Source organism: Bradyrhizobium sp. MOS003 (assembly GCF_003020125.1).
In the GTDB taxonomy this organism is placed as follows: Bacteria; Pseudomonadota; Alphaproteobacteria; order Rhizobiales; family Xanthobacteraceae; genus Bradyrhizobium.
In genome coordinates this window covers 109,232-128,000 of the sequence record NZ_PYFW01000012.1, presented here as the reverse complement: position 1 = coordinate 128,000, position 18,769 = coordinate 109,232, and the positions used below count along the sequence as shown (strand labels likewise).

General features: G+C 64.5%; 20 protein-coding genes and 1 tRNA gene. 10 read left to right on the top strand and 11 right to left on the bottom strand.

Annotated elements, in window-relative coordinates:
* The first annotated feature begins 407 nt into the window (after positions 1-407).
* Positions 408-2,261, top strand: coding sequence for an alkaline phosphatase family protein (locus tag C7G42_RS32140; RefSeq protein ID WP_106952845.1), 1,854 nt, complete (start codon positions 408-410; stop codon positions 2,259-2,261).
* Between the two features lie 55 nt (positions 2,262-2,316).
* Here C7G42_RS32140 and C7G42_RS32135 read toward each other — a convergent pair whose 3' ends face one another.
* Entirely contained in the window at positions 2,317-2,889 is a 573-nt protein-coding gene (locus C7G42_RS32135; protein ID WP_199581249.1) for a hypothetical protein, read from the bottom strand.
* 392 nt (positions 2,890-3,281) lie between these two features.
* Here C7G42_RS32135 and C7G42_RS32130 point away from each other — a divergent pair, with 392 nt between their 5' ends.
* The 3 genes from C7G42_RS32130 to C7G42_RS32120 all read left to right on the top strand — a co-directional run bounded on the left by C7G42_RS32130 (position 3,282) and on the right by C7G42_RS32120 (position 5,896).
* Complete coding sequence (locus C7G42_RS32130; protein WP_007611501.1) at positions 3,282-3,941, top strand: peroxiredoxin; 660 nt, start codon at positions 3,282-3,284, stop codon at positions 3,939-3,941.
* 140 nt (positions 3,942-4,081) lie between these two features.
* Complete coding sequence (locus tag C7G42_RS32125; protein WP_106952844.1) at positions 4,082-5,521, top strand: cryptochrome/photolyase family protein; 1,440 nt, start codon at positions 4,082-4,084, stop codon at positions 5,519-5,521.
* Between the two features lie 66 nt (positions 5,522-5,587).
* A complete protein-coding gene (locus tag C7G42_RS32120; RefSeq protein ID WP_199581248.1) occupies positions 5,588-5,896 on the top strand; it encodes a histone in 309 nt (102 codons plus the stop codon).
* A gap of 126 nt (positions 5,897-6,022) precedes the next feature.
* Here C7G42_RS32120 and C7G42_RS32115 read toward each other — a convergent pair whose 3' ends face one another.
* Positions 6,023-6,895, bottom strand: a complete 873-nt coding sequence (locus C7G42_RS32115; protein WP_106952842.1) for a DMT family transporter — start codon at positions 6,893-6,895, stop codon at positions 6,023-6,025.
* A 97-nt stretch (positions 6,896-6,992) separates the two neighbouring features.
* Positions 6,993-7,439: a hypothetical protein gene (locus C7G42_RS32110; protein ID WP_106952841.1), complete on the bottom strand. Its 447-nt coding sequence runs from the start codon at positions 7,437-7,439 to the stop codon at positions 6,993-6,995.
* Positions 7,440-7,729: 290 nt separating this feature from the next.
* Here C7G42_RS32110 and C7G42_RS32105 point away from each other — a divergent pair, with 290 nt between their 5' ends.
* Complete coding sequence (locus C7G42_RS32105; protein ID WP_106952840.1) at positions 7,730-7,993, top strand: hypothetical protein; 264 nt, start codon at positions 7,730-7,732, stop codon at positions 7,991-7,993.
* A gap of 33 nt (positions 7,994-8,026) precedes the next feature.
* On the opposite strand, the gene C7G42_RS32100 is transcribed toward C7G42_RS32105, so the two are convergent.
* Positions 8,027-8,488, bottom strand: coding sequence for a host attachment protein (locus C7G42_RS32100; protein ID WP_106952839.1), 462 nt, complete (start codon positions 8,486-8,488; stop codon positions 8,027-8,029).
* 268 nt (positions 8,489-8,756) lie between these two features.
* On the opposite strand from C7G42_RS32100, the gene C7G42_RS32095 reads away from it, so the two are divergent.
* The 3 genes from C7G42_RS32095 (at position 8,757) to C7G42_RS35565 (ending at position 10,780) form a co-directional block, all read left to right on the top strand.
* The gene (locus tag C7G42_RS32095; RefSeq protein ID WP_106952838.1) at positions 8,757-9,062 is read left to right on the top strand and encodes a hypothetical protein; all 306 of its coding nucleotides are present in this window, start codon (positions 8,757-8,759) and stop codon (positions 9,060-9,062) included.
* A gap of 444 nt (positions 9,063-9,506) precedes the next feature.
* Positions 9,507-10,472 carry an AraC family transcriptional regulator gene (locus tag C7G42_RS32085; RefSeq protein ID WP_199581247.1) on the top strand — a complete coding sequence of 322 codons (966 nt, stop codon included), beginning with the start codon at positions 9,507-9,509 and terminating at the stop codon, positions 10,470-10,472.
* A gap of 155 nt (positions 10,473-10,627) precedes the next feature.
* A complete protein-coding gene (locus tag C7G42_RS35565) occupies positions 10,628-10,780 on the top strand; it encodes a hypothetical protein (protein WP_166469028.1) in 153 nt (50 codons plus the stop codon).
* A gap of 78 nt (positions 10,781-10,858) precedes the next feature.
* Here the strand turns inward: C7G42_RS35565 and C7G42_RS32080 are convergent.
* The 3 genes from C7G42_RS32080 to C7G42_RS32070 form a co-directional block, all read right to left on the bottom strand.
* Positions 10,859-10,935, bottom strand: a tRNA-Arg gene (locus C7G42_RS32080).
* A 154-nt stretch (positions 10,936-11,089) separates the two neighbouring features.
* Positions 11,090-11,629, bottom strand: a complete 540-nt coding sequence (locus C7G42_RS32075) for a hypothetical protein (protein ID WP_106952836.1) — start codon at positions 11,627-11,629, stop codon at positions 11,090-11,092.
* Between the two features lie 160 nt (positions 11,630-11,789).
* Positions 11,790-12,374, bottom strand: coding sequence for a hypothetical protein (locus C7G42_RS32070; RefSeq protein WP_106952859.1), 585 nt, complete (start codon positions 12,372-12,374; stop codon positions 11,790-11,792).
* Between the two features lie 178 nt (positions 12,375-12,552).
* On the opposite strand from C7G42_RS32070, the gene C7G42_RS32065 reads away from it, so the two are divergent.
* The gene (locus tag C7G42_RS32065; RefSeq protein ID WP_106952835.1) at positions 12,553-12,939 is read left to right on the top strand and encodes a VOC family protein; all 387 of its coding nucleotides are present in this window, start codon (positions 12,553-12,555) and stop codon (positions 12,937-12,939) included.
* Positions 12,940-12,978: 39 nt separating this feature from the next.
* Here C7G42_RS32065 and C7G42_RS32060 read toward each other — a convergent pair whose 3' ends face one another.
* On the bottom strand, positions 12,979-13,476 hold the full coding sequence (locus tag C7G42_RS32060; protein WP_106952858.1) for a hypothetical protein: 498 nt from the start codon (positions 13,474-13,476) through the stop codon (positions 12,979-12,981).
* A 258-nt stretch (positions 13,477-13,734) separates the two neighbouring features.
* On the opposite strand from C7G42_RS32060, the gene C7G42_RS32055 reads away from it, so the two are divergent.
* Positions 13,735-14,088, top strand: a complete 354-nt coding sequence (locus C7G42_RS32055) for a GrlR family regulatory protein (RefSeq protein ID WP_199581251.1) — start codon at positions 13,735-13,737, stop codon at positions 14,086-14,088.
* A gap of 85 nt (positions 14,089-14,173) precedes the next feature.
* Here C7G42_RS32055 and C7G42_RS32050 read toward each other — a convergent pair whose 3' ends face one another.
* The 3 genes from C7G42_RS32050 to C7G42_RS32040 all read right to left on the bottom strand — a co-directional run bounded on the left by C7G42_RS32050 (position 14,174) and on the right by C7G42_RS32040 (position 18,767).
* A complete protein-coding gene (locus C7G42_RS32050) occupies positions 14,174-16,849 on the bottom strand; it encodes a PAS domain S-box protein (RefSeq protein WP_199581246.1) in 2,676 nt (891 codons plus the stop codon).
* A 129-nt stretch (positions 16,850-16,978) separates the two neighbouring features.
* Complete coding sequence (locus C7G42_RS32045; RefSeq protein WP_106952832.1) at positions 16,979-17,893, bottom strand: DMT family transporter; 915 nt, start codon at positions 17,891-17,893, stop codon at positions 16,979-16,981.
* A gap of 79 nt (positions 17,894-17,972) precedes the next feature.
* Complete coding sequence (locus tag C7G42_RS32040) at positions 17,973-18,767, bottom strand: NUDIX hydrolase (protein ID WP_106952831.1); 795 nt, start codon at positions 18,765-18,767, stop codon at positions 17,973-17,975.
* Positions 18,768-18,769: the final 2 nt, after the last annotated feature.

The following is an 18,769-nucleotide window of genomic DNA, read 5'->3' as shown; positions in this document are numbered from 1 at the left end:
ACCGCGGGTGCCAGCCGGCGCCCGGTCTTCCCTGCGCCCTCTTTCAATGGAGGGCGAAGAGATCAAGCAAAGCTCGGGCGAAATGCGCCGCGAGGATGATCAGCCATGTGATGAACGGTCTCGTGCCCCGGACGCGGCGCAGCGTCCCTTCGACGATGCGAGGCAGAGCCGGGGCCCATGTTGCAGCACGTGCTGTGGCCCGCTGGGTCCCGGCTCTGCGCAGCAACGCAGGAGCGTTGCAGCGCGTCCGGGACACGAGACGAACAAGTCCCCTCCCCAACCCTCTTGCATCGGCGACGGGCCTTGTAACAAAAAGGTCATGCAGCGAAACTAAACGAACCGGGGACCGCGGGTCGCGGCCCCGGGGCCGCGGGTTGCGGCCGAGCCGCCTTCGCAGGGAGATTTCGATGCGCCGTTCACTGGTGTTGCTGTCCGCCGGACTGACAGTGCTATCCACCGGATTTGCTTCCGCCCAGAACAACACGCCGCGCAATTTGATCCTGTTCATTCCGGACGGCCTGCGCGCGCTGAAGGTCAACGCCGAAACGGCGCCGGCGATGGCCGAGGTCCGCGACAAGGGCGTCAACTTCAAGAATTCGCACTCGCTGTTTCCGACCTTCACCATGGCCAACGGCTCGGCGATGTCGACCGGTCATTATCTCGGCGACACCGGCGTGTTCTCCAACACGATCTGGACCGGCTACACTTCGGCTCCGGCCGGCGACACCGTGGTCCCCTTCATCGAGAACGACGGCGTGCTCGGCGACATCGACGAGCATTTTGGGGGCAACTATCTCAACGAGGACACCATCCTGAAGCTGGCCCGCGACAAGGGGTTCAGCACTGCGGCGCTGGGCAAGCATGGTCCCACCTATCAGTTCGACCACACCGACAAGCCCGAGAAAGCCGGGCTGCATTCGATCGTGTTCGACGATGCCACCGGCGGCAAGAACGGCGTGGCGCTGTCGGACGAAGTGAAAGACGCGCTGACCAAGGCGGGCCTGCCCCTCGCCACGCCGCCGCGCGGCGACAATTCCAAGGCGGGCGATGCCAAGACGCCCGGCACCGTAGTCGCCAACGTCGCGCAGCAAGCCTATTTCGCCGACGTCGCCGCCAAGGTGGTGCTGCCGATGTTCAAGGCACGCAACAAGCCGTTCGTGCTGGTGTTCTGGTCGCGCGACCCCGACGGCAGCCAGCACAACACCGGCGACAGCCTCAACCAGATCCTGCCCGGCATCAACGGTCCGACCTCGATGGCCGGCATCAAGAACGCCGACACCAACCTCGCCCAGATCCGCAAGGCGCTGGACGAGCTCGGGCTTGCGGCCTCCACCAACATCATCGTCTCGGCGGATCATGGCTTCTCGACCATCTCCAAGGAAAGCAAGACCAGCCCCTCGGCCAAGGCCAGCTATGACGACACGCCGAAGGACTTCCTGCCGATGGGCTTCCTGGCGCTCGACCTCGCCAAGGCGCTCGACCTGCCGCTGTTCGACCCCAACGACAAGAACGCGAAGATCGAGGGCAACAAGCATCCCAGGGCCGGCAACGGCGTGCTCGGCAAGGATCCGGAAAAGCCCGACCTCGTCGTCGCCACCAATGGCGGCTCCGACCTCGTCTATCTCCCGAACAAGGACAAGCAGCTGGCGGCCAAGACCATCAAGGCACTGCTCGAACAGGACTACGTCTCCGGCCTGTTCGTCGAGGACTCGCTCGGCCGCTTCCCCGGCACCTTGCCGCTGTCGAGCATCAATCTGCGCGGCAAGGCGGCGACGCCGACGCCGTCGATCGTTGTCAACTTCCGCTCCTACGCCAGCAATTGCGGCGAGGCGCCGACCAACTGCTCGGTGCAGGTTGCCGACACCGTGCTGCGCCAGGGCCAGGGAATGCATGGCAGCTTCAGCCGCGGCGACACCATGAACTTCATGGCGGCGATCGGCCCGGATTTCAAAGCCGGCTATGTCAGCGCGATCCCGGTCAGCAATGCCGATGTCGGCATGACGGCCGCCCGGCTGATGGGGCTGCGCGCCTCGGAGAAGGGAGACCTGGTCGGCCGCGTGATGTCGGAAGCCATGCCCAACGGCACCGTGCCGAAAGCCTATGCCGGCACGATGAAATCCAAGCCCGCCGAGGGCGGTCTGACCACCGTGTTGAATTTCCAGCGCGTCGGCAGCCAGCGCTATTTCGACGCCGCCGGCTTCCCGGGCCGCACACTCGGGCTCGAGGCGGATGCCGGCAAACAAAAAACGGCGGGGAAATGACCCCCGCCGCTTTCGCCCGCGCCCTGCACGGGGCGCGAGAATGTCCCGTGATCTTTCACATGCCGATGTCGAACACGTTCGGCAATTGGCCCGCCAGGGGCAGCGCGGTGGCGCCGAGGAAGGTCGCCACCATCGCCATCAGGCGGCGGTTGTTGTGGCGCTTGCCGCGCATCTGGCCGGCGATCCACTCCAGCATCTCGCTGTTGACCTTGGAGGCATAGGACGGCGCCCAGCTCTCGATCTCGGTATCGGACGACAGCGCGACGCTGCGCGGCGGTACCTTCAGGCCCGAGGCGCTGGCGGCATAGTGCGCAACAGCCTTGGCGAGCAGATCGTCGAAGCGGCCGCCATCGGTGCGTTCGGCGGCGGCTTCGTTGATCTCGAACAGGACCTCGGCCTCGGCGCGGCTGACCGGCTGGTCGTTGACGGCGGTGGCGGTAAGGATGCGCGTGCACCAGGCGGTGTCGTCGGCATCGAGCGAGCGGGAGAAATGAACCCTTCCCTTGGTGGTCGGGCCTTCGCCCGTGATCACGCCGTCGCGCACGATGGAGAGTGCATGAGCCGCGGTGTCGCGGCAGGACGGTTCGAGGGACGACGGTTCGGCAGATTTAGGCGCAGCGGCGGACATAGTTCACTTCCAGATTTCTTCTGACCGGTCAGCATTTTCATGCCGACGTAAAGGGGTGGTTAACGATTCGATACGGGGGTCGCGACTTTTCGAGATGGTTGCCAATTGGTCGCTGTCAGGACCGCTTAGGTTCTGGGACGCGCCGGGCGAGCGTGATGGAAGTCATAAAAGGCATTATCGGGGCGAGCGAGACCGTGCGACCCCGGATGGGGATGTTTCGCCGCAGGTGCTGCTGTAACAATAAGTTGCTAGAAAATCGGCCCTTCGAGGAAGGAATTCACATTTTACTTGAGCCGGTTCAGTTGACGTTCACTTGGGCCCGGAAGGCACCTATACTGGGGCCGACGACAAAAACGAATTATCAAGTCAATTCAATGCGATGAGGTAAAATCATGACACTTCCGATCGGCGCCACCGCACCCGACTTCGAGGCCGAGACCACCGAAGGGAAGATCAAGTTCCACGACTGGATCGGCAACAGCTGGGCGCTGTTGTTCTCGCACCCGAAGGACTTCACGCCGGTGTGCACGACCGAGCTCGGTGCGCTCGCCAGGCTGAAGCCGGAATTCGACAAGCGCGGCGTCAAGCTGATGGGCCTTTCGGTCGACCCGGTCGACCGTCATGCCAAATGGTCGGAGGACATCAAGGAGACGCAAGGGGCCGCGCCGAACTTCCCGATGATTGCCGATACCGACTACAACGTCTCGAAGCTGTACGGCATGCTGCCGGCAGCGATCTCGGGCGATCCCCTCGTCCGCACCGCCGCCGACAACCAGACCGTCCGCAACGTCTTCGTCATCGGCCCTGACAAGAAGATCAAGCTGGTGCTGGTCTATCCGATGACCACGGGCCGGAACTTCCAGGAAATCCTGCGCGTCATCGACTCGCTCCAGCTCACCGCCAAGCATCGCGTGGCGACGCCGGCCGACTGGTCGCAGGGCGACGACGTCATCATCGCGGGCTCGGTCTCCAACGACGAGGCCAAGACGATCTACCCGCAGGGCTGGAAGGAGCCAAAGCCCTACATCCGCATCGTGCCGCAGCCGAAGTGAAGACCTGCGGGTTGCGCTGATAAACCATCCGACATCCCCGGAGCCCGCCAGGCGCGTCCTCCGGGGCCAAATCCGGGCATGAAACTTCGCGGCGGTGTCTCGTATAGTGAGGACCTGCCGCGCGAGACCCATTCCCGATCATGCCCAGTCCACAGCCGGTCATCGTCTGGTTCCGCGATGACCTTCGCGTCTCCGACCATCCCGCCCTCCACGCCGCCGCCAAAACCGGCTCGCCGGTGATCTGCCTTTATGTGCTGGACGATGCAGCCGGGCGGGCACCGGGCGGCGCGGCGCGCTGGTGGTTGGCGCAGTCGCTGCGGGCGCTTGGCGCCGAAATTGCCGCGCGCGGTGGATCGCTGGTCCTGTGCAAGGGACCGGCGGCCAAGGTCGTCGCCGAGCTGGCCCGCGAGAGCGGCGCCTGCGCCGTCTACTGGAATGAGATCGCGCAAGCCCCTCATCAGGCGGTTGAGCGGCAGCTCGAAGCGGCGCTGGCAAAGCTCGGCATCGACTCGCAAAACTTTCCCGGCGATCTCCTGGTCCAGCCCTCGGCGATCCGTAACAAGGAAGGCCGGGCCTTGCGCGTATTCACGCCGTTCTGGCGGCGGGTGCTGTCGCTCGGCGATCCGCCAAAGCCGCTGCCTGCGCCGAAACAGCTGCGCCCGGGTCCGAAGATCGCCAGCGACCAACTGGAGAGCTGGAAGCTCGAGCCGACCAAACCTGATTGGGCGGGCGGCCTGCGCGAGACATGGACCCCGGGCGAAGCCTCCGCGCGGGCACGCCTGCGCGACTTCCTCAAGCGCACCGCGCGCGTCTATGTCGGCGACCGCGACCGCCCGGACCGCGAGGGCACCTCAGGCCTGTCACCGCATCTGCGATTCGGCGAGCTCAGCCCGCGCCAGGTCTGGCATGCGGCGCGGTTCGCGGCGGCGGAAGAGCCGGCCTTCGGGCCCGGCATCGAGAAGTTCCTGAGCGAGCTCGGCTGGCGCGAGTTCTGCCGTCACCTGCTGCACGACCATCCCAACCTCGTCACCGAGAACCTGCAAACGAGTTTCGACGGCTTCCCGTGGAAGGGCGACAAGACCGCGCTCGCCGCCTGGCAGCGCGGGCATACCGGCTACCCCATCGTCGACGCCGGCCTGCGCGAGCTCTGGCACACCGGCGTGATGCACAACCGCGTGCGGATGGTGGTGGCGTCGTTCCTGGTCAAGCACTTGCTGATCGACTGGCGCGAGGGCGAGAGCTGGTTCTGGGACACGCTGGTCGATGCGGATGCCGGCAGCAATCCCGCCAATTGGCAATGGGTCGCCGGCTGCGGCGCCGACGCCGCGCCCTATTTCCGCGTGTTCAACCCGCAGCTCCAAGGCGAGAAGTTCGATCCGGATGGGACTTACGTTCGGCGCTGGGTGCCGGAGTTGAAGGAGATGCCAACCAAGCTGATCCACCAGCCGTGGCAGGCGACGCCGATCGAGCTTGCCAGCGCCGGCGTCACGCTCGGCAAGACCTATCCGCAGCCGATCGTCGATCACGCCAGGGGACGCGAGCGCGCGCTCGCAGCCTACGCAAAGATCCGCAGAGGTTGAGCGCTGCTTTGACACAAATTCGAAACCGGATATCGTGATCGCTCCGTACAAACCGTGGGGGACGATATGGACGACGACAAGCCGATCACCGAACAGGCGATGGACACGATCACCAGCGCCGTGGAAGCGACCAAGGACGCGGCGATCATCGCCGTCAAGAAGGTCAGGAAAGCCGCCAAGAAGGTGGCGAAGAAAGTAGCACCGAAGAAGGCTTCGAAGAAGAAGGCCTCGAAGAAGAGCTCGAAGAAGGCCGCTAAGAAGTCGTCGAAGAAGGCGTCCAAGAAAACTGCAAAGAAGTCGGTGAAGAAGGCCGCCAAGAAGGTCGGCAAAAAAGCCGCCAAGTCGAAAAAGAAGGCTGGCAAGGCCAAGCGCTGATCGCAACGCGCGCAGGTCTCCGGGTGCGGGCGCGCCCGGAGACCTGCTCCCGGGATACCCCTGCCCTCGCGGCTTGGATGCGCGCCGGCCCGGGTGATGCTTCACGTAAGGGATGTATTCCGTCGCCTACGAGCGCCTGTTGACCACGAACACGGCGGCTGCGCACATCCCCATTCCGGCAATCGCCAGCGCGTCGAGCTTCTCTCCGAACAGCAAATAGGCCATCAGCGCGGTCACCGCAGGCACCAGATAGAACAGGCTCGCGACCGACGTCGCCGCGGCGTGGCGGATCAGCCAGTACAGCAGCCCGATCGATCCGATCGAGAGCGCGACCGCGAGCCAGCCGAGCGCAAGCACGAACTCCCGCGTCCAGTGCACCACGCGGTCTTCGAACAGGAAGGCGCCGATCGCGAAGAAGATGGTGACGGCGACATATTGCACGAGGTTGCCGGCGCGCCAGTCGATCTGGTTGCAGTAGCGGCGCTGATAGAGCGTGCCGAGAGTGATGCTGATCAGCGAGACCACCGAAGCAAGCCAGCCGAGCCCGGCTTCACCCGTCATCGGACGGTTGTGCAGGATCAGCACCACGCCGCCGAGGCCGAGCACAAGCCCGGCCCATTGCACCGGCGTCACCTTCTCGCCGAGCCAGCGGTTGGCGATGGTCGAGGTCAGGATCGGCTGCAGGCCCGGAATCAGCGCGGAGAGCCCGGCCGGAATCGAATGCGCGATCGCGATCGCGGTGCCGCCGAGATAGAAGCCGTGGACGAGAATGCCGGCGACGGCGCTATGCGCGATGCCGGTGCGATCAGGCCATTTCGGCCGCGCGATCGCAGCGATCATCGCCATCAGACCGACCACGATCGCCATCCGGATGGCGAGATAGGTCAAGGGATCGGCATTGTTGACGACGTATTTGGTGCCGATGAATCCGGTGCTCCAGAGCAGGACGAACAGGATCGGCGCAATGCGGGCGGTCAGGGCTTCTTGATTATGGTTCATTGCCGCCCTCATTGCCCCACCGGGGGCTATGCGGCAATGCGAATTTCGCCCGGCACGATGCTGCGCTGCGACGGACGGCGCGGCTCAGCTCAGCCGCTTACCATTCTTCCGGACAGGGGTCGATGATCTTCCAGAGCTCGACGCCGTTCTTGATTTTCTTCATGTCGGTCGTAAGCCCGCCATTGCGGCGGATCCAGTCCTTCACCTTATCGGGGTAGTAGGACATCAGGTCGGACGTGCCTTCCGAGCTCGTGACCTTGATGCCGAAAGTGAAGGCCTTGTCGTAATAGGCCTGATGGAAGCCGAGGCTGGCGCGGGGCGTCACGCAGATCTTGTTCATCGGAACGATGCCGAGCACCAGCGTGCAGGCCGAATTGCAGATGCCGTCGATGATGACGCGCTCGCCCTTCTCGCGGACACGCTTGTACTTGGTCTTGTATTCCTCGACATAGCCGCCGTGGTCGCGGGTGATATGCAGTTCGGCCCGCGCCGGCGTGGCGGCAGCGAGGCAGAGCAACAGCAGGCTCAGAAGCGTGATGCGCATGGCGGCGTGACGGCGAAGCCTTCAGGAATGGACCGGCCTCGAAGGGAGCCCCCAAAAGCCGGCGACAGGATTCTTAACCCAATAGTCTTTGGTCATACTTGTGTGGGGAATTCGTTAAGCATCCCGAAAAGGCCAAAAATGGGCAGGCTTCGGCCGCATCACCGGCAATTCTGTCACACCCACCCGGGAATCTGGGGGATCGGCCCGGATTTCCAGGCACCGGACGGGTGCCCCGGAGGTCCGAAATGGCTATAGATGGCTGACCACTTCGCGGGTTCCGGAGAATCGAGATGAGCAAGTTGACGCTTGTAGCCGCGGTTGCTGCCCTGTTGGCCGCAATCCTTGCCCCTAACCTCGCGGAGGCGCGCGGACATCACCGGTACCACCGCCACTACGCGAACCCGCTGCCCTACCCGATCAGCTATGTGCACAATTACGGGCCGGGCATCACCCCCGGCACATTCGCCTTCTACGACGGCCCGTCGACCAACCATTGCTACCAGAGCGCGGCCGCCTATGTCGGCCAGGACCGCCGCCGGCACCCCTGCTATTGAGGGACGCCGGCACGGTCTCTGCGAGAGTGCCACTTATTTGGCGGCGCCCGACAGCAGCAATTGCTTCTCGATCTCGTAGACCGGCAGCTTGACGAGATCCTTGCCGACCTCGCCCCGCAGCGCCCTGCGAATGACGTCGGAGTAATCGGCGCGGATCATGCCGAGCGCGCGCGGTGAGGCCACCATGGTCAGGGCCGTGGTCTCCCCGGCGCTGACTGCGGCATCGAGCCGGCCGGCCAGGCTTCGCAGGAAGGCGCGCTCGGCCTCGTCGTGCCAGTCGGTCTGTTCGACCGAGCTGCGGGCGCCGCCGGCAGCGGCGTGCAATCGCCCGGGCGCGTCGCTCCCTTGCGCACTGGTCGAGGGATTGGGCTGCTCGTGCACCTCCCTGGTGTGAAGGTTCGGAAACATCTCGTCGCCGAGGTTTTCCAGAATGAGCGCCTTGCGCCCATCGCACACGACCAGCCAGTCGCCCTTGTCTAGTCTCATCTTGTCCATTGCACAGCTCCAAGCAACCTGTGAGCCAGCCCTTCGAATTCGTCGAAGCACTGATCACACGACGAGACTACGAACGATGCATCGAAGGCGAATTGCGCAGGATCAAGAACGGCATTGGATGTCCTGCGCATCGATCACTCGCTCGCGGGTGGACGTCGGGCTCGCGGCGAACGGCTGAAGTTTGTTCATCAGCATTACATTTCGGTTCCGCCACAATTTGATCCGAACAAGTTCGATATCCTGGATCGCGTAAGCAGAGGAAGACATCATGAATCTCAAGATCGGCCTCGTCGCCGCAGCCCTGTCCGGTGCCATGTTTGGTGCTTTGGCGGTGTCGCCGGCGGCGTCCGCCATGCCCATCGCGCCCGCGCCTGCGACGCCGCAGGCCTCCGGCATCGAGCAGGTCCGCATGGTCTGCGACGCCTGGGGGCGCTGCTTTTGGCGCCCGAACTACTATGGGTATTACGGGCCCCGGCCGTATTACGGCCCCCGCTACTACGGCCCCCGGTATTATGGGCCGCGCTATTACGGTTACGGTCCCCGCCTTTATGGCCCGGGCTATCGCCGCTGGTGACACCTGAAGGGGCCTTCGGGCCCCTTCGCCGTTGCGAGGTGCTTTCTTACGGACATCGCCGTCCTGGAGCGTCTAAAACTGATCTGGATCAAAGATGAATCCGCCCGCAGCGTCATTCTACCGCGATGGCGGAGTTGATCGTTTTTCGATGCCCCCAGACGGGCATGAACGTACAGACGCATCTCGAGAAGCAGGTGAAACAGGAGAGACGGAGCCTTGTATCCTTCGCCTGTCCCGCCTGCGCTAGTCTGCATTTCATCGACCTCGCCTCCGGCCAACCGATGAGCGGAGGACGTTGACGGCGAGATTGATACGGCGGGCGTCATGGCATGATGTCCGCAATACTACGGCCTGGAATTCGGTTTACTGAAATGCGATGTTTCGCCATTGATGGCGGTAGATCGACGTTCATTTGATTGTCACATTTCAGCAGCCGGCCAGACCATGTTGTTCGACGCCCTCGCTCCGTCCTCCGCCCTTCAACTGATCGGCTTTTCCGACGTCGATGCGTTTCGGCCGATCGAGACGATGGAGGACGCGAGAAGCATTCCGCTCGACATCTCGAACTTCGCCGCGGCCCGCGCCGTCGTCGCCCTGCCGGCGTGCCGCATCATCATGATGAGATCGTTCGCACGCATACTCGACACCACCTACCGGATGCCGGGCGGGATGGTGATCCTGTCCATGACCGACGACCTCCAGGTCAACCTCAAGGGCCTGGATCTCGACGCCCGCTATTTCGTGACGCTCCGAGGCAACGATGAATGCCATTTTGTCGAGCCCCGGGCCAATCATCATGCGATGATCATCTTGTCCCCGGCACTGAGAGACCGGGGCTGGTTCGATCGGGGCGACGATTTGCGGGCCCATCTCGCGAACCCGCCTGCCCTGCTCCACACGCGGCAGCTCCTGCTCGACATCCTGCGAACCGCGTCAGTGCAGCCGCTCCTGTTCGAATCCACCGAGGTGGCGGCCCATCTCCAGGAGGGCCTGCTGCTCGCACTCGACGATCTGTTTCGGGTCGATTCGACGTCGGATCGGAGCGCCTCGGTCCAGTGCGAGCGCTCGATCAAGCTGGTACAGCGGATCGACGATTACGTCGCGGCCTACCCTACCGCCCAGATCTACACGGCCGATCTCGCCAGTGAGTTCGGCGTCTCGATCCGGACGATCGGCGGCGCGGTCAGCAAGGTGCGTGGCATGAGCCTGCACCAGTACATTCGTCTCAAGAGGTTGTGGGCGACCCGCACCCGCCTGCTCAAGGGCGGCGGCGCCACCGTCGCCACGTGTGCACGCGCGCAGGGCTTCCATCATCTCGGCGAGTTCGCCGCAGCCTACCGCGCAACTTTCCATGAGGCGCCCTCCGAAACCCTGGCGCGGGGACGGCACGGCAGTATCGTCGCAGGCTAACTCACGGAAATCCTACGTATCAAGCCAGCCAGGGAACCGGTTCCTTCAGTCCGCGTTACCCGTCCGAGCGGTGCGCTGCCGGCCGCCCCGGAGCGCATCGAGGCACCCCGCGCTACCGCCGCGGGGTTTTCCATGTAGTGGGTTCAGGGAAGCGAATGTCCATCAACCGTAACGTACTGTTTCTGATTATCGGCGCTCTGGTCGTCACCGCAGGCGTGCTTGGCTACAATCTCTACCAGGAGAAGAAGCAGCCGGACGGACTGCAGATCAACGTCGGACCGAACGGACTGAAGATCCAGGGCAAATAGACCGGGGCTGCAGGTCAGCTCGAAACGATGATGCCTCTCGTATCGAACCCATGGTCCATGTCGGCAATCCCAATGAAATGGCGCGCTCGGAGAGATTCGAACTCCCGACCCTCGGAATCGAAATCCGATGCTCTATCCAGCTGAGCTACGAGCGCCTTGGCCCGAGGTGTCGGGCCACAACCGAGACTTGCCGGACCGGGGCTGACGAGCCAGTGCACCGGACGGCGGATCGGATAGGTTCGAATTAGCAGAGAGATCGACCAATAAAAAGCCCTGCCCGCTTCGTTTCGAGGCGGGTCGAAGATGCTCTCACCAGGTCGTGTCGAAGAGCCCAAAATGGGGCTGCTGGGCGACCAGCATCGGTCGCCCCTGCTGCGGCGCCGGATGCGTCCTGGCGACCTTGCGCTTGGGCTGCGCCTGGACCGGCGAAGCCTGAGTAGAAACGCGCCCTTGGGATATCTGGGCCTGAGCGGCCTGCGGCCTGGCCTCAGGCTTCCCGGCTGCGGCGGTATCCGTCCTCAGCGGCGGCGTGAACTGGGCGAACGTGTCGCGCACCCGCGCCTTGGCCGACATTTCGGCAAGCGCCGCCGAGGTGCTGTCCTGCGCCTGCGGTTGAGGTGAAATGACAGCGGCAGTCTTCACCGCTGGCGCTGCAATGGTCGGTTGGCTGGTGTCGAGGACCACGCGGTCAGGCAGGTGCCGATCGGACCGGATTCGGATCAGGGGCTGATCGTTGCTTGCGGTCGCAACGGCCTGGGTCAAGGGCGCTGCCGGGTAAACGAAATTCGCCGCGAACAGCAGTGCGAGCAGGGCTCCACCGACAAAGACGAAATACCGAAAGATGGGCATTGGCCGCGCTCCGCCCCCCGCATCTGCGCGTGGGCTCTACGCCTCAACAGGCGATCTGCTAATTGGTTCCTGGCCCAGCCATTCGGTTCAAATGGCGACGCGAGGTTTTTTCGCCAAGGACCAAGGAGGGTAACTTTTCCGCTACCGGAACGTGCCAGCGCTATGCGCGGCGTGCGGCAACCAGCGAACATTTTGCCTGATCGGCGTTCACGTTGACGAAGCCGACGGGGATACGCGCAAAGGTCTTGCGGCTCTTCATGCTGACTGGATCTGCCAGCACACGGCTGCGATCGGTAAGATGACTGCCGTCGCGCCGCGCAAAGGCGCAGATGATCTCGACATCCTTTACGGCATAGTCATTGTCGTTTCGCAGCGTGAACGTCACCAGGGCTCTCGAACCAAGGCCGCCGCGGCGCCAGGTTTGCGATGAGATCCTGACACGACCGAGGTCTGCCATGGCAGGTGACCTGGCCGCTGCCTGGTCTTCTGAGACTGGCGACACCGCTGCGGCCGCATTGGCCAAAGGAGCTGCCTCGACGGCCGCCAGCTCCGCCTTTGCCGGCTCAGTACTATTGCCCTTGGACAGAGGCAGCATCATCCAGACGCCGCAGCTGACGATGATGGCCGCCAGCAGCCATAGAAGGCTGCGGCCAAACGAGACACTCGCGATCGTTATGTTCCGCGCCAGTCGTTCGCCGGCCCCGGCGAAGCGCCTCAATCCGATCCGGTCGAGCCTGGCGTTCATGGTTGCATCACCGACGCGACCGCAGCCCATTCAACGATGGGCTTGGTCACTGTTTACCTTAATCCGGAAGACGAACTAAGGTTCCGCGCAGCTGCAAATCGGCAGGGGCGGTGGCGGTCGCCGGCAGGCGCCGCTAACATGCGCTGCGACATCGAACGATCGCGTTGGGAGAATTGGAATGCCAATCGTCGTCACTTGGGATCACGTCCACCTGCGCAGTCCCGATCCGGAGGCCACGGCGGCCTGGCTGCGGGATATCCTCGGTGGCGAGATCGTTGGTGCGCCGGGGCGGCTCGACGTAACCCTTGGCGGTGCCAGGATCTTCATCGCGCCGCTCGAGGGTGATAACGCCGTCAACCCGCCGCCGCCGCACCCGCATCAGGGGCTCGACCATTTCGGCCTGGCGGTGAAGGACATCGATGCCGTTGCGGCCGAGATCAAGGCCAAGGGCGTCACCTTCACGCGCGAGCCGACCACGATCCGGCCCGGGGTGCGCATCTGCTTCATCCGCGGCCCCGAAGGCATCTCCATCGAGCTGCTCGAGCGCGACAAGAAATATACCTGATCCGGCACAAGCCCACCGGACGACATGCCGCCGGCGCCGCTAGGTCATGCTGCCGGGCATGAAGCAGCGGATGCTGACGCCCATATAGCCGTAGATCGGCCATACCATGGTGCGCCCCACCCGGTTGGGCTCGGAGATCACGGCCTCCTCGGGAACGTCGACCCAGACGAGCTCCTGCGGTCGCCCTTCAAGCCCTGAGGCATAGCGCGGGAGGCGGACACGATAGTGCCCGTCCTTGCTGTCCCAGTCGGTGTCCGAGAGCGCCGAACCGTCGGCATCGGAGCAGCACGGCCCCTTGCCGCTGCGCAGGCCGTCGAACCAGGCCTTCAGATCGGCATTGGTGTTGGCGAACTGGCCGCGGTCGCGCGCGTGCCCGAGGGGCGCCGCGAACGCAACCAAGACCAGGGCACTTGCCAGCCTCGTCACGCTTAGACAGCGTGTTGCGCTGCCGGAACCCCGTCGTTCGCTTTTGCAATTGGTGGGACGCGCACTGTACAGACGCGGCTCCTCGCCGCCGGAATCGATCCAGTTGCTCATCGTCTTGCTCCAGCACTCCGCGGCCAGTGCAAAAATTGTCATGCATTTCGCGGGCCAACCTTGATTCGCAGACGATCAGCCTCGCCCATCATCAGACCGTCATGACGGCGTCACGCACAAGCCCGGGACAACTACGGCTCGCGGCGGCAACTTCCCGTGGCCGCCGGCAAACTGCCGCGTTGCGCGAGGCGATACGCTTTGGCATAAAAGCCGGACCGGTTACGCCATTGGGCGATGGCGGCCGGCCCGCGGGACGTTATGAAAAACGGTCTCTATTCGATTCACGTGACCCTGCTCGATGGTCGAGCCGGCAAGGGCAGCGGCGTGATTCTTTTTCGCGACGGCAAGATTCTCGGCGGCGATGCCTACCTCTATTACACCGGCAGCTACGTGGTGAAGGACAACAACACCTTCAAAGGCGAAGTGCTGGTGCAACGACATACCTCCCCGCGAGGCGACGACAATCCGCTTTTCGGCGGCCCTGCCCCGGTCGGCATCGGCGTCAGTGGTACCTTCACGGAGACGCGCGGCGAGATGACCGGCACCGCGCTGGTCGGCAAGGCCAGCCAGATTTTCGGCGCGACCCTGCAAAAGCTCGCGGACGCCGACTAGAGCCGATTCCATTCCGATGGTCTCGGAACGGCGCTCTACATCCTTGCTTGACGCGAGCCGGCAACCACTTCGCTCGAAAACGCTCTTATTCCGCGGCCTGCTCCAGCGGCGCCGTGCGCGGCAGGATGATCTGGATGCGGGTGCCGCTGCCTGGTTCGGAATCGAGATCGAGCCGCCCTCCGAGCCGGTTCGTGACGATGCTGTAGACGATGTGCAAACCAAGACCCGTGCCGCCCTGGTCGCGCCGCGTCGTGAAGAACGGATCGAAGGCACGGCGGCGGACGTCGAGCGACATGCCGCAGCCATTGTCTGCGAAAAGGATCTCGACATTGTCCTTGCCGGACTCCCGCACCTGGATGTCGATGGTTCCCGGTCGGCCGTCCGGGAAGGCATGCGCCACCGAATTGAGAAACAGATTGGTCAGCACCTGGCCGTACGGGCCCGGATAGCTATTCATGGTCAGATCGGGCTGGCACTCGACGTTGAGCGTCAGATTGTGCTTGCGCAAGCCCGGTCGCAGACTCATCACCACCTGCTCGGTGAGGTCGCCGAGATCGAATGTACGCTGGTCGGAGTAGTTGCGGTCGGCGGCGACCTGCTTGAACGACTGAATCAGCTCGGCGGCGCGGTTGAGGTTGGAGACAAGCTGAGAGGAAGCGTCGCGGCTGGTGTTGAGGAAGTCGTTGAGCGTGGAGCGGCGCAGCTCGCCGCGCTCGACCTCGGCAGTGAAAAGCGCCGTCTTGCGCTCCAGCGCGGAGGCGACCGTGAGGCTGATGCCGACGGGATTGTTGACCTCGTGCGCGACGCCGGCGACGAGGCGCCCGAGCGCGGCGAGCTTCTCGGCCTCGATCAGCGAGGCCTGGGTCTCGCGCAGATTGCGCAGCGCAGTCTCGGCGGATTCCTTGGCCTTGCGCATCTCCTGCTCGCCACGCTTGCGCTCGCCGATATCGAGCGCCACGGTGACGATCCGCTCGATCTCACCCTCGGCATCGAGCAGCGGCAGCTTGTTGACCAGCCATTGCCGCATGTTGCCGGAGGAATCCTTGTACTCCTCCTCGTAGAAGCCGAGGCCCCTGCGGAGATTGAGCACGCGTTTGTCGTTCTCGTCGGTCTTGGCCGCGCCGTAGCGCGACATCAGGTCGGCGGTGGTGCGGCCGAGCGCGTCGCCGGGCTCGATGCCGAAGATGCCGGCCATGTAGCGGTTCATCAGCACGTAGCGCAGGTCGCGGTCCTTGACGTTGATGACCGCGGGCACGGTGTCGATGACCTGCTGGAGCAGGCGCCGGCCTTCGGCGATGGCGTCCTCCGCCCGCTTCTGGTCGGTGATGTCGCGCAGCGTTCCCTCGTAGCGCACGATGTTGCCCGTCTCGTCACGGACGCCCGTGGCGCTGTCGGAAAGCCACAAGACGTTGCCGCTGCGCTGGCGCACCTGGTACTCGAATTCGCGCACCATGCCGTCGCGCGTCATCAGGCGCTGGTATTCGACGCGTGCCTCGGGATGGACGTAAATCGTATGGGCGATGTCATTGATGCTGTCGATCAGCTGCTGCGGGCTGTCATAACCCATCATCCGCGCCAGCGCGGGATTGGCGTTGAGGAGGTCGCCGGCCGGTGTGGTGACGTAGATGCCGTCGACCGAGCCCTCGAACAGTTTCCGGTAGCTCTCCTCGGCGAGGCGCTGCTCGGTGAGCGCGCGGACCGCGGCTTCGCGCGCCGTGTCGGCCTCCTCGAGCGCGCGGCGGAATACTTCGGCGGCGCGGGCGATGTCGCCGATCTCGTTGTCGAGGTCGGCGGACGGGATCGAGGTGTCCTTCCGGCCCGCCGCAAGCGCGCGAATCGAGCGTGCGATCTGAGCGAGCGGACGCACCGTCCTGCGCACCACGAACAACGCAGCGCCGATGCCGATCAGCACGCCGATGCTGCCGAGCACGATGCTCTGCCATCGCGCTTCCGTCAGCGTCCGCGCAAAATCGCGCGACAGCACGTGGCCGCGCCGGTCGCTGACCTCGCGCAGCAATTCGGTGACGCGGCCGATCAGCCGGCCCTCGGTCCCCAGCACCTCGCGGTCGATGTCGGCAATCTGCCGCTCGCGAACGGCCACGGCCATGATGGCCTCGGCGTAACCGTTCACCGCCGATCTCAGCCCGGCATCGCCGATGTTCAGGGCCCGCATGGTCTGCGCGGCCTGCTCCGCCGCGGACGGGTTGCGCGCGAGCAGCCCGAGCGCGATCCGGCTCTGTGCCTCCGACAGGCGCGAGGCCAGCTCACGGTCGGCGGTGCCGGCGACGGCCAGATCGAACTGGTCGCGCAGCGGCGGCAGGCCGGCGAGCAGCTGGGCGCGGCGATCGATCAGGGTCGAGATCCGCTCCAGGCCGTTGCGATAGGTCGCGAGCCGCTCGGTGACCCCGTCGATCATGTCCTGCTGCTCGGGCGCGAGCTCGATGCGGGTCTTCTTCAGGATGTCGCTGAGCGTCGAGGCCGCCTCACCCACCTGCTTGAACTGGATGCCGGCACCGGGATCGGTTACGAAGTCGCGCGCGGCAAGCCGCAACTCGTTCATGCGGCGATCGATGTCCTCGGCGAGGTCGCCGACGCTCTGGAGCCGCTGCAACTCGGCGAAGGTCGTATCGATGTGCCGGATCGCGATCACGCTCGCGGTCGACGTGACGATGATCACGGCCAGCACCAACAGGAAGCTGCCGAAAGTGAGCTGGCCGATGGAGAGCGAGAATGTTCGCTTTTTCTCAGGGGTCGGCGTCAATTCGGCGGACTTTGGGCTGTGAGGATCGGGATATTGGAGGCCCAATATACGACGTATTGCCACCCCGGGGAAACATGCCTCGGGCAGCCGATTATCCTTAATATTGCGCCTCGGAGCCCCTTCCCCGATCTATGACGGTTTGAAGCTTGCCTGCCGCCGGGCCGGAATCGTCATGGCCGCGACGCCGAGGACGACGCAGGCAAGCCCGATCCAGGCGGTCCGGCTCAGGCTCTCGCCGAGGAAGGCGACGCTGATGGCGACCCCGATCGGCACCCGCAGATAGGCCTGCGCAGTGGTACCGACCGAGCCCAGGGTCTGGATCAGGCGGAAGTAGATCGCAAATGCCGCGGCGGTCGAGAACACGGCCAGCGCCAGCAGCGCCAGCACTGAACTTTGCGACGGCGACAGCGTCCAGGGCTGCTCGACCACGAGCGAGGCCGGGATCAGGACCGCCGCCCCTGCCAGCAGCGAGCCGGCCGCGGGCGCCATCGGATCGAGGCCTTTGAAGCTGCGGCCGAAGATCGCGGCGCAGGCATAGCAGATCGTGGCGGCGACGATGGCCGCCTCCGCAAGGAGGCCGCTACCGATGTCTTGGAAGGCATCGACACCGACAATCAGCAGGATGCCGACCATGCCGGCAACCACGCCGAACAGCTTTCGCGGGCTCGTTACCTCGTGGCGGGTGACGACGGCCGTGAGCAGGAAGGTGAAGATCGGCCCCGCCGAGTTGAGGATGGTGGCGAGCGCGGCGTCGACATGGCGCTCGCCCCAGGCGATCAGCGTCCACGGGATGACGCTGTTGAGCACGGCCTGGAAGGCGAAGCGCTGCCAGGTCGCTGCGTCCGTGGGCATCCTGATGCCGCGCGCCCACATCACGACGAGCAACAGGAGGCCCGCGATCGTCGTCCGCGCCGCGATGAGCGTGATCGGCGGAATGGTGGCGACGCCGAGCTTGATGAAGGTGTATGAGCCGCCCCAGAGCGTTGCGAGGGCGGCGAGGAGCGCCAGCTCGACGGCGATGTTGGTATTCTGCCGGCTGTCCATTTCGCACGCTCCGTCCCGTTTCAGGGACCGAGCCTAGCGCGCCTGTGCTCGTAGACAGTTCGTCGCGTATCGAAGTGTCCTAACCCACAGCCCCGACCTCGAAAACCTCGCCGTCATAGCCGGCCTCGCGGGGGATGCGCAGCTGGCGGCCGGTTTCGGTCTTGGTCATGATGGGCATCACCGTGACGATCGACAGGCCCTTGGCATGGTCCAGCGCGGCGCTCACGCTCCCCTGCTTGGCAAGGCGGATCAGATTGCGCGTGGTCGGGAACGGCAATTTGAAGCGGCCGCTCTCGCCGCCCTCCACGGCCTCGCGCGGCGAGACCCAGATCGAGTCGGTGGACTCTCGGCCATCATGGGCGCCGAGCTGATCGGGCGGCGCCGCGGCGAGGAAGAACCAGGTGTCGAAGCGTTTGGGCATGCCTTCCGGCGTGATCCAGTGCGCGTAGGGCACGAGTGTATCGAGCGCGAGCTGGAGGCCGTTGTCATCGAGAATTTTCAGGAAGCTGATCTTGTGCTCGTTGAGCGCGATGCGATGGCGATCTGCAAGCTCGCCGGCACGCCTGGCATCAACAGGCGTGCCCGTCCCCTTCGCGCGCGCCAGCAGGATGCCGCTCTCCTCGAAGGTCTCGCGAATCGCGGCGATGCGAAAACCACGATCCGCCTCGCTGAGGCCCTCGCCGCCCGAATAGAGGTCGGCGCGCGCGACGATCTCGTTGTCGCCGGCATCGACGCTGCCGCCGGGAAACACCAGCGCGCCCGAGTTGAACTCGATCTGATGATGGCGGACCATCATGAAGACCTCAATCTCCTTGCCGCCGTCGCGCAGCAGTAGGATCGTCGAGGCCGGGCGTGATGCTGATGTCTCGGCCATTC